The sequence below is a fragment of the Herbaspirillum sp. RTI4 genome (assembly GCF_034313965.1).
GTDB lineage: Bacteria > Pseudomonadota > Gammaproteobacteria > Burkholderiales > Burkholderiaceae_D > Herbaspirillum.
In genome coordinates this window covers 2,351,333-2,377,233 of the sequence record NZ_JAVIWQ010000002.1, presented here as the reverse complement: position 1 = coordinate 2,377,233, position 25,901 = coordinate 2,351,333, and the positions used below count along the sequence as shown (strand labels likewise).

The 25,901-nt window shown below is 54.7% G+C and carries 22 protein-coding genes and 1 pseudogene; 6 read left to right on the top strand and 17 right to left on the bottom strand.

Features of this window, described 5'->3' with window-relative positions; all coding sequences use genetic code 11:
• The first annotated feature begins 110 nt into the window (after positions 1-110).
• Entirely contained in the window at positions 111-3,176 is a 3,066-nt protein-coding gene (locus RGU70_RS10710; RefSeq protein WP_322209377.1) for a PAS domain S-box protein, read from the top strand.
• Between the two features lie 109 nt (positions 3,177-3,285).
• Positions 3,286-4,392 carry an HD domain-containing phosphohydrolase gene (locus RGU70_RS10705; protein WP_322209376.1) on the top strand — a complete coding sequence of 369 codons (1,107 nt, stop codon included), beginning with the start codon at positions 3,286-3,288 and terminating at the stop codon, positions 4,390-4,392.
• Positions 4,393-5,088: 696 nt separating this feature from the next.
• On the opposite strand, the gene RGU70_RS10700 is transcribed toward RGU70_RS10705, so the two are convergent.
• Entirely contained in the window at positions 5,089-6,351 is a 1,263-nt protein-coding gene (locus RGU70_RS10700) for a HipA domain-containing protein (protein ID WP_322209375.1), read from the bottom strand.
• The gene (locus tag RGU70_RS10695) at positions 6,341-6,673 is read right to left on the bottom strand and encodes a helix-turn-helix domain-containing protein (RefSeq protein WP_322209374.1); all 333 of its coding nucleotides are present in this window, start codon (positions 6,671-6,673) and stop codon (positions 6,341-6,343) included. The genes RGU70_RS10700 and RGU70_RS10695 overlap by 11 nt, the downstream gene beginning before the upstream one ends.
• Positions 6,674-6,979: 306 nt before the next feature.
• Here RGU70_RS10695 and RGU70_RS10690 point away from each other — a divergent pair, with 306 nt between their 5' ends.
• Together RGU70_RS10690 and RGU70_RS10685 are read left to right on the top strand one after the other, a co-directional pair.
• Positions 6,980-7,414, top strand: coding sequence for a hypothetical protein (locus RGU70_RS10690; RefSeq protein ID WP_322209373.1), 435 nt, complete (start codon positions 6,980-6,982; stop codon positions 7,412-7,414).
• Positions 7,407-7,976 (top strand): nucleotidyl transferase AbiEii/AbiGii toxin family protein, encoded by a 570-nt coding sequence (locus RGU70_RS10685; RefSeq protein ID WP_322209372.1) that lies wholly within the window; start codon positions 7,407-7,409, stop codon positions 7,974-7,976. The genes RGU70_RS10690 and RGU70_RS10685 overlap by 8 nt, the downstream gene beginning before the upstream one ends.
• 314 nt (positions 7,977-8,290) lie before the next feature.
• Here RGU70_RS10685 and rbsD read toward each other — a convergent pair whose 3' ends face one another.
• Genes rbsD through RGU70_RS10655 form a run of 6 tightly spaced genes read right to left on the bottom strand, consistent with a single transcriptional unit; the run spans position 8,291 to position 14,240 of the window.
• Positions 8,291-8,683 (bottom strand): D-ribose pyranase, encoded by a 393-nt coding sequence (gene rbsD, locus RGU70_RS10680; RefSeq protein WP_322209371.1) that lies wholly within the window; start codon positions 8,681-8,683, stop codon positions 8,291-8,293.
• A 4-nt stretch (positions 8,684-8,687) separates the two neighbouring features.
• Positions 8,688-9,626, bottom strand: a complete 939-nt coding sequence (gene rbsK, locus RGU70_RS10675; protein ID WP_322209370.1) for a ribokinase — start codon at positions 9,624-9,626, stop codon at positions 8,688-8,690.
• A gap of 31 nt (positions 9,627-9,657) precedes the next feature.
• Positions 9,658-10,680, bottom strand: a complete 1,023-nt coding sequence (locus RGU70_RS10670) for a LacI family DNA-binding transcriptional regulator (protein WP_322209369.1) — start codon at positions 10,678-10,680, stop codon at positions 9,658-9,660.
• A gap of 1 nt (position 10,681) precedes the next feature.
• Positions 10,682-11,641, bottom strand: a complete 960-nt coding sequence (locus tag RGU70_RS10665; protein ID WP_322209368.1) for an ABC transporter permease — start codon at positions 11,639-11,641, stop codon at positions 10,682-10,684.
• A 36-nt stretch (positions 11,642-11,677) separates the two neighbouring features.
• On the bottom strand, positions 11,678-13,243 hold the full coding sequence (locus RGU70_RS10660) for a sugar ABC transporter ATP-binding protein (protein WP_322209367.1): 1,566 nt from the start codon (positions 13,241-13,243) through the stop codon (positions 11,678-11,680).
• Between the two features lie 43 nt (positions 13,244-13,286).
• Complete coding sequence (locus tag RGU70_RS10655) at positions 13,287-14,240, bottom strand: sugar ABC transporter substrate-binding protein (RefSeq protein ID WP_322209366.1); 954 nt, start codon at positions 14,238-14,240, stop codon at positions 13,287-13,289.
• 179 nt (positions 14,241-14,419) lie between these two features.
• Here RGU70_RS10655 and RGU70_RS10650 point away from each other — a divergent pair.
• Positions 14,420-14,587, top strand: a pseudogene (locus RGU70_RS10650) (GlxA family transcriptional regulator); the annotation flags it as partial.
• A gap of 494 nt (positions 14,588-15,081) precedes the next feature.
• Here the strand turns inward: RGU70_RS10650 and RGU70_RS10645 are convergent.
• The 9 genes from RGU70_RS10645 to RGU70_RS10605 all read right to left on the bottom strand — a co-directional run bounded on the left by RGU70_RS10645 (position 15,082) and on the right by RGU70_RS10605 (position 24,244).
• On the bottom strand, positions 15,082-15,966 hold the full coding sequence (locus tag RGU70_RS10645) for an IclR family transcriptional regulator (protein WP_322209365.1): 885 nt from the start codon (positions 15,964-15,966) through the stop codon (positions 15,082-15,084).
• A 249-nt stretch (positions 15,967-16,215) separates the two neighbouring features.
• Positions 16,216-17,058, bottom strand: a complete 843-nt coding sequence (locus RGU70_RS10640) for a carbohydrate ABC transporter permease (RefSeq protein ID WP_322209364.1) — start codon at positions 17,056-17,058, stop codon at positions 16,216-16,218.
• A 1-nt stretch (position 17,059) separates the two neighbouring features.
• The gene (locus RGU70_RS10635; RefSeq protein ID WP_322209363.1) at positions 17,060-17,950 is read right to left on the bottom strand and encodes a sugar ABC transporter permease; all 891 of its coding nucleotides are present in this window, start codon (positions 17,948-17,950) and stop codon (positions 17,060-17,062) included.
• A gap of 261 nt (positions 17,951-18,211) precedes the next feature.
• Positions 18,212-19,531 (bottom strand): sugar ABC transporter substrate-binding protein, encoded by a 1,320-nt coding sequence (locus RGU70_RS10630; protein ID WP_322209362.1) that lies wholly within the window; start codon positions 19,529-19,531, stop codon positions 18,212-18,214.
• A 57-nt stretch (positions 19,532-19,588) separates the two neighbouring features.
• Complete coding sequence (locus tag RGU70_RS10625; protein WP_322209361.1) at positions 19,589-20,440, bottom strand: amidohydrolase family protein; 852 nt, start codon at positions 20,438-20,440, stop codon at positions 19,589-19,591.
• A gap of 11 nt (positions 20,441-20,451) precedes the next feature.
• The gene (locus tag RGU70_RS10620; protein ID WP_322209360.1) at positions 20,452-21,510 is read right to left on the bottom strand and encodes an aldo/keto reductase; all 1,059 of its coding nucleotides are present in this window, start codon (positions 21,508-21,510) and stop codon (positions 20,452-20,454) included.
• A gap of 14 nt (positions 21,511-21,524) precedes the next feature.
• A complete protein-coding gene (locus RGU70_RS10615) occupies positions 21,525-22,595 on the bottom strand; it encodes a sn-glycerol-3-phosphate ABC transporter ATP-binding protein UgpC (RefSeq protein ID WP_322209359.1) in 1,071 nt (356 codons plus the stop codon).
• 55 nt (positions 22,596-22,650) lie between these two features.
• The gene (locus tag RGU70_RS10610; protein WP_322209358.1) at positions 22,651-23,943 is read right to left on the bottom strand and encodes a UxaA family hydrolase; all 1,293 of its coding nucleotides are present in this window, start codon (positions 23,941-23,943) and stop codon (positions 22,651-22,653) included.
• Complete coding sequence (locus RGU70_RS10605; RefSeq protein WP_322209357.1) at positions 23,933-24,244, bottom strand: UxaA family hydrolase; 312 nt, start codon at positions 24,242-24,244, stop codon at positions 23,933-23,935. The genes RGU70_RS10610 and RGU70_RS10605 overlap by 11 nt, the downstream gene beginning before the upstream one ends.
• 512 nt (positions 24,245-24,756) lie before the next feature.
• On the opposite strand from RGU70_RS10605, the gene RGU70_RS10600 reads away from it, so the two are divergent.
• Positions 24,757-25,860: a mandelate racemase/muconate lactonizing enzyme family protein gene (locus RGU70_RS10600; RefSeq protein ID WP_322209356.1), complete on the top strand. Its 1,104-nt coding sequence runs from the start codon at positions 24,757-24,759 to the stop codon at positions 25,858-25,860.
• The last annotated feature ends 41 nt before the right edge of the window (positions 25,861-25,901 follow it).

Sequence of the window (25,901 nt, the reverse complement as noted above, 5' to 3'; positions counted from 1 at the left end):
ATCACGCTACCGTTCTTCTGCGCGAATGCGCTCCATTGGATTTTATCGAGCGCACTGCAAGCGCAAGAATATGACCCGTCCCGATCGGCAGCCGCGCAGAGGGCAACATCGTGAAACTCCGCTTCAAAATATGGGCCACCCTCGGGCTTGCCGTAGCGCTGCTGGGTACCAGCATCGCGTTTGGCTTTCGCACCTACCAGCAGGTTGCCGTCACCGCAGAGGCACGCCAACACGTGACCACGGTGATCGCCGCCGCAGACGATTTTCTGTCCACTCTGAAAGATGCAGAAACCGGGCAGCGTGGCTATCTGCTCACGGGCAATGAAACATTTCTCGCCCCCTATCTGGTAGCGCGCGACAACATCCATACCCAATTACAAAGCTTGCAACAACAGACTTCTGTGGCTGCTGCCAAACCACTCGTCGCTGCACTCACCCCCATGCTGCAGGCCAAGATGGCGGAGCTGGCGCAGACGATTGCACTCGAACGCGCGCACAAGCACGCCGACATGCTCACGCTGGTCAACAGCGGCAAGGGCAAGGATCAGATGAATGCGATTCGTACGCTGCTGCACGAGCTCGCGCAGATAGAAGATAGCGCTCTGGCAGAACGCGAAGCCGAGTTCCAAAAGACGATGGCCAGCCTGTTCGCCATCATCGTCGCTGCCAGCGTATTCGGATTGCTTACTGCCCTGGTCTTTGCCCGACTGATCTATCGTCAAGGCTTGCTGCAACTAAGCCAACAGGCGCTTGAGGAAACACAGTACTTTCTGGAGCAGCAAGAGATTTCGAACCAGCAATTGCAACGCAGCAACACCGCGCTACAAATCAGCGAAGAGCAACTGTCCGTCACGCTCCATTCAATCGGAGATGGCGTCATCACCACCGATGCGCAGGCCCGTGTGACCAGCCTCAACCCGCTGGCAGAACGGCTCACGGGTTGGTCCAATGGCGCGGCGCGGGGTCACGTGATCTCGGATGTCCTGCATATCGTCAACAAGACCAGTCGACAACCCGTCGCCATACCGGTGATGGCTGCCTTGCTGGATGGCTCGGTTCAGGCGCTCGCCAACCATACCGTGCTGCTGTCCAAAGACGGCAGTGAATACGACATTGCCGACAGTTGCGCCCCCATACGGGCGCGTGACGGCGAGGTGATTGGTGCCGTGCTGGTGTTCCGGGACGTGACCGAAGAATATGTGGTGCAACAAGCCCAGCGTGACAGTAGCGCGCTGATTCAAACCGTTTTGAATACCGTGGCCGAGGGCATTCTCACCGTCCAGGGAGAAGGCATGCGGCTGACCATGCTCAATCCCCAGGTGGAAAGCATGTTCGGCTATGAGGCCGCAGAACTGCTGGACAAAGACATCCGCGTACTGATTCCTGCCTTCGATGAAATCCAGCCCGACATAGACCGCACCGCAGATCAGCAGCAGCCACACCCGACCCGGCAGGAAGCAGTTTTTTCCGCTTACGAAGTCACCGGACGCCGCAAGGACGGCAGCACCTTCGCGCTGGAAATTGTGCTGAGCAAAATGCATCTGGCTGGCGAGCTTCATTACACCGGAATTTTGCGTGACATCAGCGCCCGCAAACGGGCGGAAGAAGCCTTGCGCGACCAGCAGTTCTATACCCGCTCGCTGATTGAGGCGAATATTGACGCCATGATGACCACGGACCCGGCGGGCATCATCACCGATGTGAACAAGCAGATGGAGTCGCTCACCGGCCGCACGCGCGATGAGTTGATTGGCTCGCCGTTCAAGCAATGCTTTACCGACCCGGAGCGTGCCGAAGCCGGCATCAAGCTGGTGCTGCATCAGAAGAGTGTGTCCGATTACGAGCTTACTGCGCGCACCCGGGACGGACGCGAAACCGTGGTCTCCTACAACGCCACCACTTTTTACGACCGTGAAAACAAGCTGCTGGGGGTGTTTGCCGCAGCGCGTGATGTGACCGAGCGCAAGCGTCTGGACCGCGTTCTGGAAGATAAAAACGAGGAACTGGAAGCGGCCCGTGCGGAAGCGGACAAGGCCAGTCTCGCCAAGTCGGACTTTCTTTCCAGCATGAGCCACGAGTTGCGCAGTCCGCTCAATGCCATTCTGGGCTTTGCCCAACTGATGGAGTCGGAGTCGCCCGCACCCACCACAGGACAGCAGGAAAGCATCGAGCAAATCCTGCGTGCCGGCTGGCATTTGCTCAAGCTGATCAACGAAATCCTGGACCTGACCAAAATCGAATCGCGCCAGATCGCGCTCTCCAAAGAGGCGGTGCAGCTGACCGAGATCCTGACCGAATGCCAGAGGATGTGCGAGCCACAGGCGCAGCAGCGCGGTATAGCGATGCGTTTCCCGGCGCAAGACACCGTACTGCATGTGCTGGCCGATCACACCCGCCTGAGCCAGGTGCTGATCAACCTGGTGACCAATGCCATCAAGTACAACAGGTCGGAGGGAAGCGTGGAAGTGAGTTACACGCTGCAACCGCAGCGGCGGGTTCGAATCCTGATTAAAGACTCCGGTCTGGGCCTGCGCCCGGACCAACTGGCGCAGCTATTCCAGGCTTTCAACCGGCTAGGACAAGAGGCCAGCGGTGTGGAGGGAACGGGCATAGGACTGGTGGTCGCCAAGCAACTGATCGAACTGATGGGCGGCACCATAGGCGTGGAAAGCACGGTTGGCGTGGGCAGCGTGTTCTGGTTTGAACTGGCCATCGTGGATGCCCCGATGCTGGCACTGGATGGCCTCAACGCAGTGCCCAACCCGAGCCCGGCTCTGACCGCCACCAAGATGCGCACCTTGCTGTACGTGGAGGACAACCCGGCCAACATGAAGTTGATGCAGAAGCTTATTGAGCGGCGCCCGGAAATCTGTCTCCTGATGGCCGGCGATGGCAGCACCGGCATTGAACTGGCCAAGGCCGCATTGCCCGATGTGATTCTGCTCGATATCAACCTGCCGGGTATCAGCGGATTAGAGGTTCTGAAGCTGCTGCGCGAAGACCCGCTGACAGCCGATATCCCTGCTCTGGCCATCAGCGCCAACGCCATGGCGAGCGATGTCAGACGGGGGCAGGAGGCAGGCTTTTTGCGCTACCTGACCAAGCCCATCAAGGTGGACGAATTTTTACTGGCCCTGGATGCTGCACTCGAAGTTTCAGAGAGGAAGAAATCATGACAACTCAACTGCTCCCTTTTGCGGCACACACCCTGATGGGATCAGGTGACTATCTGGCGGCCACTTCCAGACCCCTGACAGATCCGGCAGGTGTTGCTTGAGCGGCATCATGCAATTTCCGACCGACATTCACCAAGGGAAAATTCTGATCGTAGACGATCAGGCTCCCAACGTACTGTTGCTGGAACGCATGCTGCGCGGGGCCGGTTATACCAACGTGAGCTCGACCACGCATTCCAGCGAAGTGTGCGCCCTGCACGCTGAACACGGCTACGACCTCATCATGCTGGACCTGCATATGCCGGTGATGGATGGTTTTCAAGTCATGGAGGGATTGAAATCGCTGGAGTTGGATGCCTATCTTCCGGTGCTGGTAATCACCGCCCAACCGGAACTCAAACTGCGCGCCCTGCGCGCCGGCGCCAAGGATTTCGTCAGCAAGCCCTTCGACATGGTGGAAGTGCTGGCCCGCGTCCACAACATGCTGGAAGTGCGTCTGCTGCACCAGGGCTTGCATGATTTCAACGCCATGCTGGAACTGCGCGTGCGCGAGCGCACATCGGATTTGCACGACGGCTACGTGGAGACCATTTTCGCCATGACCCGCGCCGCCGAACACAAGGACGAAGACACGGGTTCCCACGTGCAGCGCATCAGCTACTACTGCCGTGAACTGGCGCAGGAGATGGGGCAGAACGCCGAATTTGTGGACCGTATTTTTATTGCCAGCCCGATGCACGACATCGGCAAAATCGGCATTCCGGATCACATCCTGCTCAAGAACGGAGGCTTTACGCCGCCCGAATGGGACATCATGAAGACGCATGCCATCATGGGCGCGGAGATCCTTGGCAACAGCAAATCACCCTATCTGCGCCTGGGCGCTGAAATCGCGCTCAATCACCACGAGCGCTGGGATGGCGGCGGTTACCCCAACGGCAAATGCGGTGAGGATATTCCACTGGCCGCACGCATCATGAATATCTGTGACATTTACGATGCCTTACGCAGCGCGCGGCCCTACAAGCTGGCCTTCAATCACCAGAAAACAATGGACATCATCACCGTAGGCGACGGACGCACCCGGCCCGACCATTTCGATCCCCAGGTGATGGCCGCGTTTGTCAAGAATAGCGACACATTCCAGACTATTTTTGACACGCTGACTTCTGAACCGGTTGCTGAACAGGCAGGATTGTTTAATGTGAAGCAATAAATCTCAGGCTGATTTGATTCTCGTGCTTGAGTAACAGGCTCAATGCTTGAGTCGGGAGACGAGGGGTGATATTGGCGGTTTTATCGCTCACATCAGACGAAAAAAAACCCGCATCATCGCGGGCCTCCATGTGTTCTAGTGCCATCGGTTGCCAGCCGATGCCAGATTCGATATTACTCCCACTCAATTGTTTCCAAGGCCTGCAAACCCGCATGGATACTGGCTTTGTTTGTGTGCACCATCTAACTGTACCGTCATATTTACCGTCAAAAAACAAGCGCTTTGACTGGCGCGGGAGATGCACTCGGTTTGCGCGGCGACTACTTTTCCACATCAATCGTCAACTATCGACGAGAGCTGGGAGCCCGCCGAAGCCATTGCATCCTACGTTTTTCCTTCAAGGAACAAGTACAAAGCAACGACTTCTCGTTACCAACCGTTATATAGCGAGCGTGTTCCAATCTTTAAAATCCAAGAGCGGGCAATCGTTTGCCGAGCAAGCCGGTTGTTCAATAATTTCCGGCATCCTGGGTTAAAAGGAAGTCAAACGCGAACAACTCCCTACTTTGGTGCTGCTTATAGCGAATTTCGCCAACGAATTTTCATTGTTCCTTGTACGCTCAATTCGTCTCCCACAAGGACACGAACTTGCCGCTCAGTGTCATTTGCGGAGAACTTGGCGCTCATACCGGCGCTTCAACGATCGGGCGTTGCTTCAAAGAAGAAGCATTCAGGCAAGATGGCCGTAGCGATGTAGTCCACGTCTTGGGCAGACACGCCACAAGCGAAAAAACTCTCGCGCCACTGGCGCGCGACTGCCACGATCTGGTCGATTTCCCTGCGAGCCTCTTCGGCTGACAACCCGAAGCGACCTGACTGCGATAGCAAATTGTAGATACTGGCCGTGCGGCCGTAGTTGCCCACGGTCAGTGCCAAATCGCGTCGCTCAAGGCTCACCACAGGTGCTGGCACCAAGTCGTAAGCGGGCGATAGGCGCCATCCCTTTGGCCGACGCAGCAACGCGTGGTTGCGCGGGTGATCATCGTTGTTGGTCACGGCGGCGTTGAAGACCATGCGCCGGAACAGTTCAGCGCAATCGGCTTCGGGCTTGTCGGACCAGCGACGCAGGTTGTCGGCCAGCAGCGGATAAGACCAGCGTTCACGGTTCAGATAGCTATCGTCGCAGTCGAGCACCGTGAGTCCACTGACCAGTCCAAAGCGCAGATAGCCCTTGTCCGTGTGTTCACGATCGAAGCGCTGCAGCATCAACACATCGCTGTCGCCGACCGCCTGCAGGCGTGCCTGCGCGACGTTCAGGCCGCAGCGGCGTGCGAGGTCGAGCGTGGCGTACTCGATGCGCTGCAAGTTGCATCGATCATCTTTGGCTGGAAACTTGCCCAGCCACAGACACTGCGCGTCCTCAATGGTGGCTTTGGGTCGGGCACCACCCATGCTGGTGCCGGGATCGAGCCGTTCCAGCAGATGCACGGGCACCGGCCTGCCTTCCTCGATAGCCTGCGCAGCAGCAACCAGTTCGGCGAGCTGATGGGTGCGGTTGTACTGCCGCTTGGGGGCGGGTGGTTCAGCCTTGAGGCCGAAGCTCAGATAGCCAGCGCCATCCTGCGGGCCATGCAGCAGATAGTCGATTTCATGTAGATCGCCGGCAGCGCGTTCGAGCTTGTGCTCGATGACCCGCCGCCCCCAAGCGTCTGGGCTCGCATCGCGCAGCGCACCGGGAATACCCTTGAGTTGGGTGAACTCATGGACGGTTTTATCCAGCGGCAGGCGGTACGGGTCGAGTGCAACCGCTGCGGCACGCTGGAGATAACGATCGCCATAGCGAAAGCGCCCGATCTGCGTGCCGTCGGGCAAAGTCTGCACTTTCAGCAGCGCCGCCGGTACGGTGTTCAGAGTGCCGGGGAGCTGGACGTAGACGTAGGCTTCGCGCTCAGAAGTCATAGTCGTTGCCGCTCTTGCGTGGTTTGCCGACGCGGGTGGGGCGGCGGGAGGCTTCGAGCGCCTTGCCGTGAACATCGCTGTCGGGGTCGGCCATGGCGTCCAGAGATTTTTCCAGGCCGAGCGCCCACAGCACGGTGAAACAGACGCCGATGGCTGTGCCGGGCTTGCCGAGTTCCAGTGCCGTGAGCGTATTGCGGTTGATCCCTGCTTTACTGGCAAGGTCCACCACTGACCAGCCGCGACGAATCCGCGCGACGCGGATGCGCTGGCCTAGCTGGGCGACACGCTCGGAAACATGCAACGGAATGGAGAAATTGCTCATGATTTTGGGCTTATATACACTTAACGACCATCATACTAGGCAAGTTATGGTAATACCGCAAGGTCAATAATTCCTATTTGATTAAAATAATAGGCATAAATCACATCAATGTCTAGCTAAGTGGGCAAACCAGCTTCCGAATACGTTGCAGCACACACGCACTCGGCTTTGCGGATGCCGCCTTGCGTAGACGTAGATTCCTGTTTGCGTCCGAGCCGACTTTTGACCGACTTTGCTCTCCCATGCTTTATGACTTGAAAAGTGTCAGAAATAGCCTCATATTTCTTCGAGTCAGGAGATATCGCCATGCAGACCCTCGCCAAACAAGTCTCGGAACACGCCACCGGAGCGCCGGAAGGTACGCCTTTGGTCGCCAAAGAACTATTGCAGCTGGGCAGTCGCGCCGCCGTGGATCAAGTATTGTCCCGCCTGGTGCAGCGCGGCGCCCTATTGCGCGCCGGTCGCGGCATCTATGTCCTGCCCGTCGAAAGCCGCTTCGGCACCCGTGCGCAGATGGTCGAGTTCCGACACGCGCCAATTTGGCAACTGATTTTTCCTGGGCGGGCGGCGGGCGAGGTGGTGCGGGCACGGGCTTGGCTAGGCCCGGAAAAAGCCGGGGAAGCGATCCAGAAGCTGCGCGCCAAACTGCCACCGTCCGAGCTGAAAGAAGTCGTGTCGGCGCGGTCACGCCTGCCGACGTGGATGGCCCAAGAGATCAGCGCCCTGGTGGCCTATGACTGAATTCTTCCAGCTCTCCACCGCCGAACGCATGGAGGCGCTTGACCTCGCAGCGAACACATCGGGCCTACTGCCCCATCTGCTGGAAAAAGACATCTGGGTAGTCTGGTCGCTGCGGCACCTCTTTGCCGGCCCTTACGCTGACCACTTGGCATTCAAGGGTGGCACGTCCTTGTCGAAGGCCTATGGTGTCATCCGGCGCTTCTCCGAAGACGTGGACCTGACTTACAACATCCGTGCCATCGCCGCCGATCTGGTGGGTGAAGCGAATGCGCCGCTGCCAGCCAGCAAGAGTCAGGAGAAAACGTGGAGCAAGGAGATTCGTGCGCGCCTGTCGGACTGGGTCGGCGCCGAGATCGTGCCGCGTCTCAAACACGATCTTGAGCAAAACGGCTTGCCAGCAACCGTGCGGGCCGAGGGCGACAAAGTGTTCATCGACTACCTGAATATTCATTTAGTGAAATCAACGTTAAATTCTTCGCACATTTCCCGCACTTTCGGCCCCTTGGGCCTTGTTTCTGGGCCTTCGCCCATGCTGCAGGCGCACTCATGCCTGCGCCCCTGAATGATTCGTTTGCGCACCTGTAGTGGTCTAATAAACTCGGACACCAATTTAGGCGAAAATACTCGCTAAGGGAGGTGTTTGATGAGTAAGCAAAGTCCACTTAAACAACTGTCCGAATTGCTGAGGCCACCTCTGTAGAACTCGCTGTATCGGAGCATATGCGTCAGTAACGCCAGTTACCTGAGCAGCCATAATGGGGGAAAGAAGCCAAGCCCTAGAAAATTCTGGCGCTGACGTTGCGCGGATTACCCTGAGCCGGATACGATCTCACCCTGCGCCCTGATCGCCATGCTCAATGAGAGTCCTGCCGCACATCAAAAAACGACGCCGGCAATCAAAATGATATTGGCGTAAGGGGTGCATTCACCAGTGCGCACTATCGCGCGTGCGGAGCAGCTACACCGCTTGAATTCTGCGTGGGTCATAGTCATGCTGCCGGGCAATTTCAGTTCAGCAATGGCGTGCGCCATCAGCGGATTTTGTAGCGCAAGCTCGCTAGCAAGCACATGCTGCTCGACCTGCATTTCCGTCAATATCGTTTCCAGGGTTTCCATCAGGCCCGGAATGCCGCGTGTCAGCGCAAGGTCGATCAGCGGCACGCCGGGTGGTACCGGCAAGCCGGCGTCACCGATAACGATGGCGTCACCATGCCCGAGCGAGGCGATCAGTTGCGACAGGGCGATATTGAGTAAGTGAGTTTTTTTCATGCGATCAGTGAGTGGATAGTCTGCTGAAATCAGCGTTGGCATCAGGTAATTCATGGCGATACGGAATCGAGGTTTGCGCACCGTGCCGAGTAACGCTCCATGCCGCAGCGCGTTGGCCCAGGACAATCCCCTCCTCCACCGATTCGCTGGCCGCCAGTGCGGCGACAAATCCGCCGATGAAAGTATCGCCGGCCGCAGTGGTATCCACGGCGATAACCGAGTGCGCTGCGAACGAGTGCATGCCATCGGCCAATGAAGCATGGACCCCTTTCGCACCACGTGTAACGAGCACGTTGCGACAAGCTTGCGCGCGCAAAGCGGCACTTGCCGCTACGACGTCACCCAAGGCAGTACCCGCCAGCATCGCCGCTTCAATTTCATTCGGGATCAGATAATCGACGCTGGCCAGCAGCGCGGCAGGCAAGTGTGCTGCCGGTGCAGGATTCAACACCACGATTTTTCCGAGCGCATGCGCGACATTGATCGCGTACTCGACAGTTGCCAGCGGGCTTTCCAGTTGCAGCACGACGATGCGGGCCTGCGCGATCAGGTCGCGCGCCGCATCGATATGCGACGGTGCCAACAGGTCGTTGGCACCACCGGCGATGACGATGCTGTTCTGTCCGTCTGCATCAACCAGAATGGAGGCAATCCCGGACGCTACGCCGGGCATCGTGCTGATCTGACTGACATCGATGTTTTCGGCGACCAGCGCGGCACGCAGGATATCGCCAAACGCATCGTCGCCAAGACAGCCAACCAGCGCCACTTTCACCGCCGGAAAACTGCCGGCAGACAGCCGGGCACAAGCAACCGCCTGATTCGCCCCCTTGCCGCCGGGGATGGTGCGGAATGCGCTGCCAGTCAGGGTTTCACCTGCGCCCGGCATGCGCGGCACGCGCAATACCAGGTCCATATTGATGCTGCCAATGACGACGATCATGAGGGGTTTCCGTTCACTGCAAAAAAGAGGTTCACGATGGCAGCGTTGATTCCATGCCCGACTCAAGGCTCGATGCCCGCACATGCAATTGCGGCATGATCCTGTGCTGCTGTAACGGCAGATCGGGATCGGCGATCCGGGCCAGCAGACATTGCGCGGTCATGCGGCCCAGTGCGCGGGCATTTTGGGAAACACTCGTCAGCGCTGGATGGACGAACTGGGCAAGATCGATATCATCGAACCCGACCACGGCCAGAGCCTGCGGCACCGCGATTCCGGCCTCGGCTGCGGCGCGCAGCACGCCGATGGCCATCAGATCATTGCAGCAAAAAATCGCATCGGGACGCTGCAGAGGCGGCAAGCACAACAAGGAGCTCGCTTGCTGGTAGCCACCCATGCTGGTGAAATCGGCATTGCGACAGAGCGCCGATGCCAGGTGCAGCCCAGCCTGTTCCAGCGCAATATGCACACCCTCAATGCGCTGGCGCGAAAGGAGAATGTCTTCCGGCCCGCCGATACAGGCGATACGGTGGCGACCCAGCTCCAGCAAATGTTGCGCGGCCAGCATGCCGCCGGCGACATGATCGACATCGACGGCATCGAAGGCATGCCCGCGCGGTGCGCGGTCGAGCAGCACCACAGGAATTTTTTTAGTGTGCAACAGCTCGCCATCGGCCTGCCCCAAGGCCGCCATGATCAGGCCGTCGCAACGCTTGCCCAGCAAGACATTGAGATAGTTGCGCTGGCGTGCCGGGTCATCACCGAAATTACATAGGATGACGCTGTAACCGGCGCGGTAGCAATAATCTTCAATACCGAGCGCGACCTCGGAAAAATAGGGATTGGTATTGTTCGGAATAATCAGGCCGATAGTGCCGGTGTGCTGGCTCTTGAGCGAACGCGCCAGCGCACTCGGTACGTAGTGCAGTTGCTCGACGGCCGCCAGCACGCGCGCACGCGCAGCAGCACTGACCGGGCGGGTATCGTTGATGACGTGCGACACCGTCGTGAACGATACGCCGGCAAGCCGGGCGACTTGTTTGATAGTCGCCATGTCAGACCCGCTTGCCGCGCCGGCGATAAGTGTCCAGCACCACGGCCGTGACAATCACCAGACCGGTGACGATGCGCTTGAGCGGCTCGCTCACGCCGATCTGCGCCAGCCCGGCTTCCAGGACGACAATAATCATCACACCGATGAAGGTGCTGATGACCGACCCGCGTCCGCCCATCAGACTGGTGCCACCGATGACGACGGCGGCAATCACCTGCAATTCAAGCCCGACGCCGCCGTTCGGATCGGCCGCTTCCAGTCGGGAAACCTGAAACAACGCGCCGATGCCCGCCAGCAGCCCCATCAATGCGAACACCAGTATCTTGGATGGACGCGGATCGATACCGGACAGGCGTACCGCCTCTTCGTTGGTCCCGATGCCTATCCACATGCGGCCGAGTACCGTCCTGGTGAGTACCAACTGTCCGGCGATGACGATCAGAATCGCGGCCATAAACGCCGGCGACATGCCCATGAAGACCGGGGCACTGATCCCCGCGACGATGCCGCCGATGTATTCGGTACGTGAATCCGTGACCTGATATGCCAGACCGCGTGCAATCTCCAGCACGCCAAGCGAGACGATGAACGACGGCACCCGCCACCCTACTGAAACTAAACCAGTGAGTGAGCCGAGCGCAGCCGCCGCCAGCATGCCCAACAGGCTGGCGGCATACAAGGGCCAGCCCCAGTGCACCATCGCTAGCGACATAATCGACGCGGCCAGCGCCATCACTGATCCGACCGACAAATCGATACCGCCGATGATCAGAACGAAGGTCATGCCGACGGCCATGACGAGCAAGGTCGGTACGTCATTGGCCAACGTGGCGAGCGTCTGTAGCGAAAAAAAATGTTCGCTGGCAAAGGAAAATAAAACGCACAATCCGACTAAAGTACCGAGCAGTCCGGCATAGTTTTTCAGACCAGCGAGGTAGCGTGACAGGGAAGTGAGCAACATGAAATCTCCGGGTTCCGGGACGGGTATAGGGGGGGATCAGCTCACTGCGGCGAGAGCGTCTGTTTCAGAGACAGAAGGCGTCAGGTAAGCGCTGAAGGCCGCTGCCAGCAACGCTGCCTGACTCCAGCTTGCGCGCTCGAATGTTTCAACAACCCGGCCAGCGCTCATGACGAGGATGCGGTCGCACACCAGCATCAGTTCGCGCAAATCGCTGGAGACAATCGCCAGTCCTTTGCCCTCGCGTGCCAGTCCGATCAGCAACTGATAGATATCGAATTTGGCACCAATATCAATACCGCGGGTAGGCTCGTCGAATAGCATGACCGGGCAGTTACGATAAAACCAGCGTGCCATCACGACCTTCTGCTGGTTCCCTCCGGATAATTCAGCCACTGACTGGGCAACATCGCGCGCCTTGATGCCGAGCCGCTGCAGGTAGTCAGCTGCGACAGTCGACTCGGCATCGGCATTGAGCCAACCAGCGCGGCTGACCGTCGGCAGGCTGGCTAGCGTCATGTTGAGAGCGATCGATTGCGGTAACAGCAAGCCCTGCCCCTTACGGTCTTCGCTCACCATCGCAATCCCTGCCGCAACCGCGTCCTTCGGCGAGCGGATGCGCGCCGCAACAGTCGCGTCACCGACGAAGACCTCGCCCTGATCCGCGCGGTCAGCACCGAAAATCAGGCGCAGTAATTCGGTCCGACCCGAACCGATCAGACCGGCGATGCCAACGATCTCGCCGCTGTGGAGATCAAACGAGGTAGGAGCGACGACTCCCTGTCGGCCCAGACCGCGCACCTGCAACACCGGCGCGCCAGGGATGCGACCACCAAGATCGATGTCCGCATCGGCGGCCCGGCCGACCATCAGCTTAACCAGATCAGCGCTGCTATAGCCGGCGATGGAATCGTCGCAGACCAGCTTGCCGTCGCGGAGTACGACGATGCGATCGGCTACCCGCTTGAGTTCTTCAAGCCGATGCGAAATGTAGACCAGCGCCACCCCTTCAGATTTGAGGCGGGCGATCTGGAGGAACAGCAATTCGACTTCACGATGCGTCAGCATCGCGGTCGGTTCATCGAGGATCAGCAGGCGGCAGTCGCCGATGAGGTTGCGGGCGATTTCTATCATCTGCTGATGACCAATACCCAGCTCGCCGACCAGCGTCCACGGATCGATATCGGTCAATCCGACGCGAGCCATCTGCACCCGCGCATCCTTTTCGAGCTGACGCCGGTTGATCCAGCCTAAGCGGCCGGGCAACTGTCGCAGATAGAGGTTTTCTGCGACCGATAAGGTCGGAATCAGATTCAGTTCCTGCAGCACGATTCGTATGCCCTGCGCTTCTGCATCGGCGCGGGATGAAGGCAGGTAAGCCTGACCATCAAGCAGCATGCCGCCGACAGTGGCGGACTCCAGCCCGCAGATAATTTTCGACACCGTGCTTTTGCCGGCGCCGTTTTCACCTGTCAGTGCCAGCACCTGGCCACCACGCAGTTGCAGTGTGATGGCGTGCAGCACTGGCTGGGCGTAGGTTTTACCGATGTCCGACAAGGTCAGCAGTGCAGCCGTGTCAGAGCCGGCCTTCAGGGCAACGTCCATATACGCTCCGGGAAAATAAACAAGACCACCCTTTGCGGACGTATCAGGATTTCACTGCCTTGGTCACCAGCTGCACCTTGGTTTCTACCGTACCGCCAAGTGCTGCCTGAGCCTTTTTATCCGCCAGCGCCTTGAGCACCGTTTCGATGCCGAACACGGCTTGCTGCGAACCGAACTGATCAACGGTCGCCAGCATGCGGCCGTCGGCCAGCATCGGCTGGATTGCATTGATGTTGTCGTAACCGATCACGCGCACCTTGCCGGTTTTACCTGCGGCCTTGATCGCCGAAATCGCGCCGATCGCCATGTTGTCGTTGCCACACAGCAGGGCCGTGATATCCGGATGTGCCGTCAGCATGGCCGACGCGACCTTGTTGCCCGGTGAGATTTCCCATTCGCCGGACTGAACGCCGATGACATTAGCACCCGCAGCTGCCATCGCATCCTTGAATCCGAGCGTGCGTTGCTGTGCGTTATACGTCGTCGAAACCCCTTCGATGATGCCAACCTGGTCGCTCTTCTTCAGTTGCTGCGCCAGGAAATCTCCCGCCAGCTTTGCGCCTTTGCGGTTGTCCGGACCAACGAACGGCACAGTGAATCCTTTTTCCTTGAGCGCGGCATCGTCGAGCTTGTTATCGATATTGACGACGATGATGCCGGCGTCGACGGCTTTCTTGAGGACCGGTACCAGCGCCTTAGAATCGGCCGGAGCAATCACCAGCGCATTGACGCGCAAGACGATCATCTGCTCGACCAGTTTGATCTGGCTGAGCGTGTCGGTTTCATCTTTGATGCCATTCGTAATCAGGTCGTATTTGGCGGCGTTGGCTTTGTGATGCGTCTTGGCGCCATTTTCCATAGTCAGGAAAAATTCATTGGCCAGAGATTTCATTACCAGAGCCACTTTGGGCTTGGCTTCCTGCGCGTTCACGGACGTGACAGGCAACAGGAGGAATGCGGCGGATGCGATCAGACCGAAACAAAAACGGATGTTCATTGGGTGTCTCCAAGGTGTCGTGTGTGCATTTCTGGGAATGCTTGAAGCGTTGCGCAAACGTTTGCGCAACGCCGATATTACACCTGGAAACCCTAACCAAGCAGATCAATTTCATTATTTATTGCTTGCAACACCTTCATCAAAAGAACTTTCCTCCCAGTCAATACTGAACCGCACCGGAAACCATGGCAGCACTGCGTAAAAGTTTTACGACGCTATCGTGTTCGCATGAACTGTTTGTGATTGATAGCGACCGCATCACCTGCGCCGGAGGTATTGCGCCGCTGGACATGATGCTCAACCTTATTTCACGACAAGTGGGCAAGACCACCATTGCCGATCAATTCTGGTGGCCCCCAGTTCCGAGCGCCGTCAGCGCTCGGCTATCGCCATGCAACCTATCCAGCCACTTGCCGCGCTGTCATTCCAGGAGATGGCGACGTCTGCTTAATAGTAATACTCAGAAGCTCCTAAAAAAATGGGGTGGAATATGAATTCCACCCCATTCTCTTTATTCCCTTCAGCTACCCCAGCATTTCACATGGACTCGATATTCTGCCATGCCGCGGGACAAGCGGCGCGCAATTAGAATTAGTGGCGCAACGCGACGCGAAAGATCGACTGGCTATTACCGCTCGCGCTACCAGCCGTTCCGGGCACATAAGCCTGGCTAAGTGCGGTCTTGGTCGCATAGTAATCCGCCTTGCTTAAAAATGGGGGATTACCCCCTGCTTACATATGTCAGAGCTGAGCGGTCAATTTTCTGACCGTGTAGTACCGCTCAGGTGATTTTGCAGCCGGTGGCTCCTAAGTCCGAAAGACAGCTAGGGAGCGCCAATTATTAGAGTGAAAAACTGCTTTCACCACATCCCATCAACACCGAAATCCGGCCTGCGATTTCATTCACAATAAACTGGACTTCTTCACGGCTTGGATTCACTTTCTTATCAATGCGTTCGATAAAGGGCACATTCAGTGCTGCCACCGATTGCTTGCCCTCTCCAAATATCGGATAAGAGATATTAGTCACTCCGCGTATCTGTTTGCTCGGCATCATAGAAAAACCGCGCTCTTTAGTATCTTGGATTTCGCGTAAAAGCTGTGCAGTATCGACATCCAGTTCACCTTCGATCTTGATATGTTCTGCCAGCATGCGACCACGTTCAGCATCGTCGCGAAACGATAGCAAAATATAACCGGAAGCGGTATCAACCAAGCCGACCAGTGCCCCAACTTTAAGGCCGAAAGCCCAGCGCTCCGGGCTATCAACTTGCGCGACCACGATCAAACGTCCCCCTGAATAGAGTGTCAAATGGCAGGACTGCATGGTGCGATTTGCCAGCTCGCGCATGTGCGGCAGAGCCGTTGAGACCAACGATTTGATAGGAAGATGACGGTGCGAGAGTTCGAATAATTTTAGCGTTAAGCGGTAGCGGTCACCGTCGCCGGCGATCAGGTAACCGCGCTGCTCGAGGGTGACTATCATCCGGAAAATTTCATTGACGCTGCGTTCGAGCTTCTTTGCGATCTGATTCAGTGTCAAACCGGTTTCCGTCTCGGTCAGTAATTCTAAAATATCCAGCCCTTTTTCTAGTGCCGGGGCAGAGTAGCGCGGCGCACTGGCATCACCCTTTTCTTGCTTCGCGACATTCTCTTTTTTTTCAGAGGCAACGGTCGATGCTGTTGCGACTATCTTGTGTTCGGAAGGTGGTGGAGATTTTGGCATTTCAGATGGAGTTAAATTGGCTTAAAAAAGTAATTTTATTATTGAAATTCAAGTCCCCAGATTATACGTCTGCAACACAAATTGATTTTTAAATAGCGCATGAAAAGCAGCCGTGTGTGGCCTGGCTACCACTAGAACTGAGCATCGCTCTGCCTGGTTACTGTCAATGACTCGCGATTACAAAAAACCCAAAAACTGCGGCAACGACGGCGTTCGTATCTCGGGACAAATAGTGACGGAAATACGCCACTACTTCACACCACCAAACGTCAGTCCGGCAATCAAATGCTTTTGCACGATAAATGTCAGAATCAGCGCCGGAATGATAATAATCACGGCTAGTGCGCACATACCAGCCCAATCGATGGTGAATTGCGCAGTGAAATCCATCAGACCCACTGGTAAAGTTTTGGTATCGGTGCTGCTGGTCAATTGCGAAGCGAGAGCGTATTCGTTCCAGCAAGTAAGGAAAGAAAAAATAGCGGCCGAGGCAACGCCAGATTTGGCCAATGGAAATTCGACCCTCCAGAATGCCTGCCAGCGACTACAGCCATCGATCTCGGCGGCCTGATACAACTCTTCGGGAATCTGACGGAAGAAACCGTCGATCAACCAAATCGAAAACGGCACATTCATCGCCATATACACAAGAATCAAGCCAAGTTTAGTGTCGACCATGCCCAGCCATGACCACAGAATAAATACAGGTAACGACAAGGCAACACCTGGTATGGCACGTGTCAGCATCAGGGTCACGAACAAGGACGATTTAAACTTGAAACGATAACGCGCAAACGCATAACCGCCCATGATACCGACGGCGATCGAAGCGACGGTGCTGACCACGGAAATGATGACAGAGTTGAAAAAATAGTCGACCACGGGAAGGGGCATCATGTCACCCTGCCCGAGAATGTTCCTGAAATTCTGCAAGGTATAAGAACCGAACGTAAACACACTCTCGTTCGACAAAATGGCAACATTCGGGCGAAAGGCATTGAGCATCACCCAGACACCAGGCAGACAAATAAAACACATCGCGATAAAAATGCCCATCCATATCGCGAATTTTCTACCGTTAATTTTTTTCATATCACACCCCCAATCCATCCATGTAGCGCCTTGATGCATTTAGTTTTCTAAAAAAATGAATGGTGAAAATGACGGAGACAATCACGGAGATATATGCCATCGCATTCGCCATTCCCATCCGCGCATCTTCGTACCCGATGCGACTGGTCAGCGTCCACAATAATTCGGTACGACCGCCAGGGCCGCCATTGGTCATGATCTTCACGATGTCATAAGCGCGGCCAACATCGAGTGAACGTATCGTCATCGCGATCCAGATAAAAGGCATCATGAAAGGTAAGGTGACATGGCGGAAAGCTTGCCAGCTATTACAGCCATCCATTTTTGCGGCTTCCAGCGGATCTTTTGGCATCGCCATCAGACCTGCAAGTAACAGGATTGTAAATAAGGGAGTGGAATTCCATATCTCTGCCGTTGCCAGCGACAACAAGGCTAATTTTCCATCGACCAGAAAGGGAATAGAGTCTTTCACGCCGAAGAACTGTTGCAGCAGATTATTGATAACACCCGTGTTGTCGTTCAAAAGAAACTTGAATTGAAATCCAACCAATATCGGTGAAAACATCATGGGGAACATCATAAGAGTCCGCAAAGTACGCTGCCCCTTCGTCACTTGATTCACCAGCAAAGCCATACCCAGTCCGAGTAGCATTTCTAAATTTAATACCAGCGTCAGAAAAAAAATGGTGCGGCCGAAGGCCCACCAGAAATCCTCATCATGCATCAGCGTCCAGTAGTTCGCGAACCAGATGAAGTTATAGATGGTGTCTGGCTTGGTTAATTTATACGTCGTTAGACTGGTGTAGAGCGAAAACAGTAAGGGCAGCGCCACAACCAGGCTGACTACGATAAACGCAGGCAGAAGAAGTTTAAAGGGAGGGGAAAGTCGCATTGGGTATCCGTGAAAAATGAAGACTTGCGCAGCACCGGGGCAACTCTTCTGCCGATGTTGCTCTCTGCGGCAGATCGATATTGCCCATAGCAGCCTGTCGGACTTAAGACATCGCAGAAAAAAATCGACTGAGTGAGGACAGCTTTTGACTATTTTTTACGTCAATCCCGCGTGTATTGACTAAAAAAATAGCCAAAAAATAGGGAGCGCTCAGGTGATCTTGCCGCCGATGACTCCTAAGTCCGACAGGCTGCTAGTGACTTATTTCAGCATGCCATTTTCTTTCATCATCACCGTTGCCTTCTTGCTCGCATCATCCAATGCTTGTTTCGCGGTTTTATCGCCGATAATTGCTTTTTGCAATTCTGGCCAGAGGATATTAGACAGCTCATTCCATTCAGCGATTTTCGGTGGGGTGAAGGCATCTTCAGCCATGGCAGTGGAGAAAACTTTGAAGACTTCTCCCATGTATTTGTTTTTTTCCTCAAACTCTTTTTGTATGGCGGCCTGAACATCAATGCGGGTCGGTATCAGGCCCTTGTGCGCTTCCAGCATTTGCGCATCAAAACTCGTCATATACATGATGAAATCGGCGGCCATTTTAGGATTCTCACATTTTTGTGTGATGGAGAAACCATGTGATCCGGACCAGCCGGTACGTACTCCGGCGCTGCCTTTTGGTGCACGTGTCACACCCACATTACCGGCAATCCTGGAAGACTTTGGATCGTTGAAGAATTGCGACCAACCGCTCCAATCCAGATCAAATGCAATATTGCCGCTGGCAAAGCCATTGCCGAGATCATCCCAGACATAATTAGGTGAACCCTTAGGTACTGCTCCTGCTTTGTAAATATCGACGAACCAGTTCAGTGCACGGATACCCGCCTCCGAATTGAAAGTAGGGTTCCAGTTCTTGTCGAATAAAGTCCCTCCGTCCGCGACCAGCATTTCGTAGAACCGACCGGTGATCGCCTCATCTTTTCCCGGAAATTGCGTACCGTAAAATTTTGGCGGTTTGGAGAAAAACTTGGCTTGCTGTGTCGCTTCAATCCATGTTTGTGGTGGAGCCAACTCCTTACCGAACTTGGCTTTGTAGGCTTTTTTGTTTTGGGGATCGTTGTAAACGAGCTTGTTGTAGTACAAAGCGCTAACGTCGGAGTGACGCGGAATTTCTAGCAGCTTGCCGTCGATGGTGGAATGCTTGATGACGGGCGCGGAGAATTTTTGTATGAATGCAACCGGAAACATGCCGTTAAGGTCACGGAAAATCGGATACTGCGCCGCAAAGTTAGTGTGATTTGAAGCCACGCAGTAATCTATTTTTCTGGCCGCAATATCCTGCTTAAGTTCACGGTCAAACTCGAAATGGCTCTTGCGCGACAAGATGTCCACCTTGGCACCGGTTTTCTTTTCCCATTCTGGAATAATGGAATAAAGGGTCTCATATTGCTCCCCGCCGATGAGTTTGATCCGTAAGGTCTGGCCTTTATATTCATTATCGGCATGACTCAGAGAACTGCTACAAGCCAGGATAGCGGCGGCAGCAAGCAGACTTACTTTCAATAAGTTCAATTTCATACGTGTCTCCATTATGTTTTTTATTGAGAAAAATAAAACTACACTCCCTACTCCTCTCTACAACATTAAGCGGTAAACAGCGTTGGCATTCGTTCCGAACACCGCCTCACGTTCGGCATCACTTAACGCGTCCAGCAAAATTTCGCTGGCGTTCCACCAATCGGCATAACTGCCATTCAGATTAAGTACCGGCCAATCACTGCCCCATATCAAGCGCCCTGCGCCGAAATGTTGGATCAAATAATTGACATAAGGACGTAAGTGCTCCTCTACCCAGTCGGGACTGGCTTCAGTAATCAGACCGGATAATTTGCACCTCACATTAGGCAGACAGGCCAGTGCAGCCATTTGCGTTGACCAGGGTTGCCAGGCGCTTTCCGCAATGTTGGGTTTGCCGGCATGATTAATCACAATCGGCAACAAGGGATGGCGTTGTGCGAATAAGTGCAGAGGACTGAGATGACGTGGCTGCACCAGCGCATCGAAAACCAGTTCATGTTCCAGCATGACTTGCACTACGGAGTCCAGCGCGGTTTGATGTGCGGCCATACTGATCCAATCATCCTGCGGCAAGTCTTGCAGCATGGGACGCAGAGCCTTGAATTTCTTGTGCTGCGCGAACTGACTAATCGTTGCAGACGCATCGTCGGCCAGCATATCGACCCAGCCAACTACCGCGGCAATGGAGTCATTCGTGTCCGCCAAGGTAAGCAAGTATTCTGTTTCTGCCACGCTAGCAGCCGCTTGCACTACGATAGATTTGTCTATGCCATATTGATGCAGCAAGGGCGCCAGATCGTTCGGTTGAAAATCCTGGTAAAGCGTAGGTAATGCGGGTGTCAGCCAGCCGTAGTCGCTACGTTGCGTTGTCCAGTAATGTTGATGCGCATCGATGCGCCATGTTGTCATCGGGACATCATTCATTTTTTGCCCACAGGTAGTGGAGCAGCAGCATGCAAGAGTCCGCGGGACTGCAATGCATGCCAGAATTCATCTGGAATTAATTGTCTGAAAGATCGCGTATTTTCATTGACTTCCTGCGCATTGCGCCCCCCGGCAATGATGCTTGCCACTTGTGGGTGGGCATAGGGGAATTGAAGAGCGGCTGCCGCTAAAGAGACATCGAATTCGAGGCACACTGCGTCAAGTTGCTTCACACGCGAGATCACCGCTGGCGGGACCGGGCCATAGTTGTAGGTAAGCCCCTTGCTGTCACTCATGCCTTTGGCGAGAATGCCGGAATTAAAGATCCCGCCGAGCAGAATTGAGACCTTGCGTTGGCTACATTCCGGCATGAATTGATCTAATGCCTGTTGCTCCAGCAAGGTGTAACGCCCCGCCAGCAAACAGCAATCAAGATCGAATTCCTGCATCGCCGCCATGACGACGTCGGTTTCGTTCACCCCCAGTCCGACCGCGCTGATCGTACCGCTGCGGCGCAATTCATCCAGCGCCCTAAAGCCGCCTCCACCCGTCAATTGCTGCCAGTACTGCGCTTGCAATTCGCCATGCGTCGCGCTGCCGATGTCGTGTACCAGCAAGATATCAATGTGAGCCATGCCCAGCCGTTGCAAGCTGTCTTCAAACGAACGCATGACGCCGCTATAGCTATAGTCATACACTGGCTCGAAAGGAAACGGGTTGTTCCAGCCATCATTGATGTCGCGTGGCTGGGCGCCGGGACGCGAACGCGATTTCAGGATGCGACCAACCTTGGTAGACAAGACAAATTCGCTGCGTTCCGCATACTGCAAGAAATTGCGCAAGACATGCCCTACCCGGTGCTCACTTTTGCCGTAACCGTAATAAGGGGCGGTATCGAAATAGCGCATGCCGGCATCCCAGGCGGCTTGCAGCGCAGCGATGGCATCATCAAACGGTACCCCGTGATACAAACCCGCCAGACCAGCCGTGCCCATGCTGAGCGCAGTAGTTTGTAAATCGGTTTTACCGAGTTGTTTTCGGGCGTTGGTTTTCATTGTGTGCTTCAGTCTTAACGTAAACGCTGTTGAGTTTCCACATCGAACAAATAGACGCGACCGGATTTCGGTACCAGCGTTACTGTCTCGCCAGAAACGAAGTGATGCCGGTCATGAAAAATTACGCAAATTTCAGTTTTGCCATGCAGACAAAATAATTCAGTCGTCGCGCCGGTGGTCTCAACGACATTGACTTTGCAGCTCAACCCAACGCTGCCATTCGCCAGACTGAGATGCTCAGGACGCATGCCGAAGATCACAGCATGGCCATCGTGAATATCGCTAACGGGAGCGGCCAATTTTCCGCCGTCGACGAATTCGACCCAGGCCGCATCGCCTTTTTGTCGGTAGGTTCCGCGCAAAAAATTCATCGCAGGAGAACCGATAAAACCAGCAACGAACAGATTTTCCGGGTTGTCATAGACGTCCAGCGGTGCGCCCATTTGCTCAACCATCCCGTCATGCATAATGACAATTTTGTCCGCCATGGTCATCGCCTCGATTTGATCGTGGGTGACATAAACAGAGGTGGTTTTTAGGCGCTGATGCAGCGCTTTGATCTCAGTGCGCATTTGTACGCGGAGCTTGGCATCGAGATTCGACAACGGCTCATCGAACAAAAATACTTTAGGATCGCGAACGATGGCACGCCCCATCGCTACACGCTGACGCTGACCGCCTGACAACTCCCGGGGAAAGCGGAGCAGCAATTGATCTAATCCCAAAATATCCGCTGCGGCCTTGGTGCGTGCTTCGATTTCCGCCGCCGGACGCTTGGCCAGACGCAAGGAAAAGCTCATATTATCCTGCACTGACATGTGCGGATACAGCGCATAGTTCTGGAACACCATGGCGATATCGCGATCTTTCGGTGCCAGCGTATTGACGACCTGATTATCGATTTTCACTTCGCCCTGATTGACTTCTTCCAGGCCAGCGATCATGCGCAACAAGGTTGATTTTCCACAACCGGAAGGACCAACCAAGACCACAAATTCACCATTGGCGATCTCGAAATTGATGCCTTTCAGAATAGGCGTGCTGCCATACGATTTGTATATCTGATTGATGCTGACTGACGCCATGAAATACTCTCCTCAAACTTCCTGATATTATTTTTTTAACTGGTGTTCGTGGACGCTAGGCGCTGTTCAAGCTCCGCATGCGCGTACCTGCAGGCAAGCAGGAAGGGCCGACCGGATCGAAGGATTTGTAAGTTAGAATAAATTCCTGATGACCAAGATCTTCGGACTTACTTTTAATCCCTCTGGACACTTGTTGCACCAAATCAAAAATCTCTTGCCCGACTTCTTCCAGCGTGCCCTCACCATCCAGAATCCGACCGGCATTGATGTCCATGTCATCGGTCATTTTTTTGTAGGTCTCGGTATTGGCGCAGACTTTGATCACCGGCGAAATCGCTGAGCCGACAACCGAACCGCGGCCGGTGGAAAACAGAATGACATGTGATCCACAAGCGATCAGCTCAACAATTTCGGCGTTGTCGGCAATATTCGGAAAACCGAAACGCGGCTCGCCATCCGGCACCACGTCCAGCAAATACAAACCTCCGTTTTTGCCTTCCGGAGTGGAAACATAACCCGGTTTGATGATGCCATCGATGGGCGACCTGCCACTTTTGGCGTAGGCGCCCATGGACTTTTCTTCCTGTGTGGTTAAGCCACCCTCGGCATTGCCGACGGCGAAACTACCATGGCCCATGATGCTGTAATAGCGCGCCGCCTTGGCAACACACTTGACGATTTCTTCCCCGAGTTCTGGAGTCACGGCGCGCTTCTGCATATGAAATTCGCAACCGACGAGTTCGCCAGTTTCTTCAAAAATGCAGACTGAACCCTGCTCTATCAGCAGATCGAAAGCACGACCGATGGCGGGATTGGCAGTGATGCCGGAAGTACCGTCCGAGCCGCCGCAAATCGTGCCGACCACTAATTCAGACAAGGCCATAGTCACTGTTTTTTGCAGTCGCAGACTCGCTAAGGCCCATTGCACCCATTCGACGCCTTTGGCAATCGTGCTCCGGGTACCGCCGGTCTCTTGGATGGTCAAGGTGTGCACGGGCCTGCCTGATGCGCGCACTGCTTGCTCCAGATGACGCTTGTTCATACTCTCACAGCCAAGCGATACCAGCAGCACGGCACCGACATTCGGATGCGTCAGCAAACGCTCCATCATTTGTTCGGCATAGACATTCGGATAACAACCGGGAAAGCCGATCAGATGTACGCACAAAGATGGCTCGCTCATCTTGCGGAATTCCAGTACAACTTCGCTCGCCACATGATGCGCACATTCGACCAGATAAGCGACCGCGACCACATTGCGTATGCCCTTGCGGCCATCATCACGCAAATAACCACGGAGTGTGTTCGCCGATGTGATCACCTCAGTTTCTTCCTTTTTAATGGTCATGCTGTACGAAACTTTTACCGCTATCGAGCGTATAAGTCGGGATGTAATCGCTGACCATATTATGTGTGTGGAGATGCACACCTTTGGCGACATCTTCAGTGACATGACCGATCACCGCACCGTATTTGATGACTCTCTCCCCCGCCCACAGCGCCCGGCGCGTCAGCTTGTGACCCAACGTGACCGAGACAGACACCACCACCACGTCACCATCCAGTTCCAGATGCGCTCCCTGCTCCAGGTTCGTAGTGGCAACCACGCAGTTATCTTCGGGGGCCAACAAAATAGTTTGCGAGTTCATGCTTGCTTCTACCTCATTCGTGGTTTTCCGGAAGGTCATTATTGCCACCAGGACACATCCATGAAACGAGTATATAGCGCCTTTTTAATTTTATCAATAAAAATAGTTTTCATTATATTTTCACGTTAGCAGCGTTGTCTCCATTTCTAGAATTCTCGCATAGCATCAGATCTAAAATTGAGATTTAACCCCATCCGTAGGCAATTATTCAGCCAATCAACTTATCGATGACGAGTAATTTTTTATGCGACAGCCTAACTAGGCTTGCAGTTCAAGATGGAATTAAATAAGAAAATATGTCATTTAAATTTTATAAGTAGGTATATCATTTCATTGGTAAATTATTTTCCGTCAATCTGCGCAAGCCGCGACAACCCCCACCCGTAGTTGGGAACCGGCGTTGATCGATGCTTGATTAATGAATCAAGATCAGAACTGCTGATGATCAAGGTCGATGCCATTTCAACGCCCCGTCGCCAGCAGTAGCTCTTCAATATGACTGAAAGATGCGTATGGTTCACATTGTCTCAGCGGAAGTTTTTCTCGTTAACCTGACGCCGAAGGTAGTTCGCCACGATGCGATACAGTCATTCGTCGAACAGGAAACACCCATCGTTCGCCTCCTTTGCGATGATGGATCTGAAGGTATCGGCTATACCTACACCATAGGCACAGGAGGCACGTCCGTGGTCTCCTTGCTAACTGACCACTTACTGCCACAATTAATCGGCGTCTCACCCGCGAATATCGAACAGATCTGGCGCCAGCTCTACTTCAGCACACACGCAACCGCGGTCGGCGCCATCACCAGTCTGGCATTAGCGGCTATCGATACGGCGTTATGGGACTGGCGGGCGAAACGAAGCAATAACCCACTGTGGATAGAGGCAGGCGGTGCGCAAGAAAAAATACCGGTCTATACAACCGAAGGCGGCTGGTTGCAATTACCGGTTGATATCCTGGTAAAAGAGGCGCTGGTCGCAAAAAATCAAGGATTCAAAGGGGCAAAGATGAAAGTGGGAAAGTCCCATGTCAGCGAAGACATCGCGCGCATTTCGGCTGTACGAGAAGCAGTGGGACCCGCCTTTGAGTTGATGGTTGACGCAAATCAGGCATTTACCGTCAGCGAAGCCATGCGACGCGCAAGCCAATTTGAAGCATTTGATCTGGCCTGGTTCGAAGAACCACTGCCTTCAGACGATATGGATGGGCATATGCGACTGTCGGCCCATACCAGTGTGCCCATTGCGGTGGGTGAATCGCTCTATTCCATCGCGCATTTCCGCGAATACCTGCAACACGGCGCGTGCTCCATCGTGCAAGTCGACGTTGCCCGTATCGGAGGAATAACGCCCTGGTTGAAAGTGGCGCATCTGGCAGAGAGTTTCAACGTCGCAGTATGTCCCCACTTCTTGATGGAACTCCACGTCTCGATGAGTGCCGCGGTATCCAATGCCGCGTGGGTTGAGTACATTCCGCAACTCGACAGCATCACAAGCTCACGCATTAGCATTGAAGACGGATACGCGCGTCCCCCGATGACGCCAGGATTGGGGATTGAATGGGACTGGACGCAAATTGAAACAAATGCGGCTCGACGTCAACGTATTTCATAGTCGACATAATTGATGTTGAAAAACTGGGAATGTCACCATTG

Coding starts and splice junctions, on each gene's coding strand:
- RGU70_RS10705 (WP_322209376.1), top strand. CDS start 3,286: ATGCAATTTCCGACCGACATTCACCAAGGGAAAATTCTGATCGTAGAC.
- RGU70_RS10700 (WP_322209375.1), bottom strand. CDS start 6,351: ATGACTTCTGAGCGCGAAGCCTACGTCTACGTCCAGCTCCCCGGCACT.
- RGU70_RS10695 (WP_322209374.1), bottom strand. CDS start 6,673: ATGAGCAATTTCTCCATTCCGTTGCATGTTTCCGAGCGTGTCGCCCAG.
- RGU70_RS10690 (WP_322209373.1), top strand. CDS start 6,980: ATGCAGACCCTCGCCAAACAAGTCTCGGAACACGCCACCGGAGCGCCG.
- RGU70_RS10685 (WP_322209372.1), top strand. CDS start 7,407: ATGACTGAATTCTTCCAGCTCTCCACCGCCGAACGCATGGAGGCGCTT.
- rbsD (WP_322209371.1), bottom strand. CDS start 8,683: ATGAAAAAAACTCACTTACTCAATATCGCCCTGTCGCAACTGATCGCC.
- rbsK (WP_322209370.1), bottom strand. CDS start 9,626: ATGATCGTCGTCATTGGCAGCATCAATATGGACCTGGTATTGCGCGTG.
- RGU70_RS10670 (WP_322209369.1), bottom strand. CDS start 10,680: ATGGCGACTATCAAACAAGTCGCCCGGCTTGCCGGCGTATCGTTCACG.
- RGU70_RS10665 (WP_322209368.1), bottom strand. CDS start 11,641: ATGTTGCTCACTTCCCTGTCACGCTACCTCGCTGGTCTGAAAAACTAT.
- RGU70_RS10660 (WP_322209367.1), bottom strand. CDS start 13,243: ATGGACGTTGCCCTGAAGGCCGGCTCTGACACGGCTGCACTGCTGACC.
- RGU70_RS10655 (WP_322209366.1), bottom strand. CDS start 14,240: ATGAACATCCGTTTTTGTTTCGGTCTGATCGCATCCGCCGCATTCCTC.
- RGU70_RS10645 (WP_322209365.1), bottom strand. CDS start 15,966: ATGCCAAAATCTCCACCACCTTCCGAACACAAGATAGTCGCAACAGCA.
- RGU70_RS10640 (WP_322209364.1), bottom strand. CDS start 17,058: ATGAAAAAAATTAACGGTAGAAAATTCGCGATATGGATGGGCATTTTT.
- RGU70_RS10635 (WP_322209363.1), bottom strand. CDS start 17,950: ATGCGACTTTCCCCTCCCTTTAAACTTCTTCTGCCTGCGTTTATCGTA.
- RGU70_RS10630 (WP_322209362.1), bottom strand. CDS start 19,531: ATGAAATTGAACTTATTGAAAGTAAGTCTGCTTGCTGCCGCCGCTATC.
- RGU70_RS10625 (WP_322209361.1), bottom strand. CDS start 20,440: ATGACAACATGGCGCATCGATGCGCATCAACATTACTGGACAACGCAA.
- RGU70_RS10620 (WP_322209360.1), bottom strand. CDS start 21,510: ATGAAAACCAACGCCCGAAAACAACTCGGTAAAACCGATTTACAAACT.
- RGU70_RS10615 (WP_322209359.1), bottom strand. CDS start 22,595: ATGGCGTCAGTCAGCATCAATCAGATATACAAATCGTATGGCAGCACG.
- RGU70_RS10610 (WP_322209358.1), bottom strand. CDS start 23,943: ATGACCATTAAAAAGGAAGAAACTGAGGTGATCACATCGGCGAACACA.
- RGU70_RS10605 (WP_322209357.1), bottom strand. CDS start 24,244: ATGAACTCGCAAACTATTTTGTTGGCCCCCGAAGATAACTGCGTGGTT.
- RGU70_RS10600 (WP_322209356.1), top strand. CDS start 24,757: ATGGTTCACATTGTCTCAGCGGAAGTTTTTCTCGTTAACCTGACGCCG.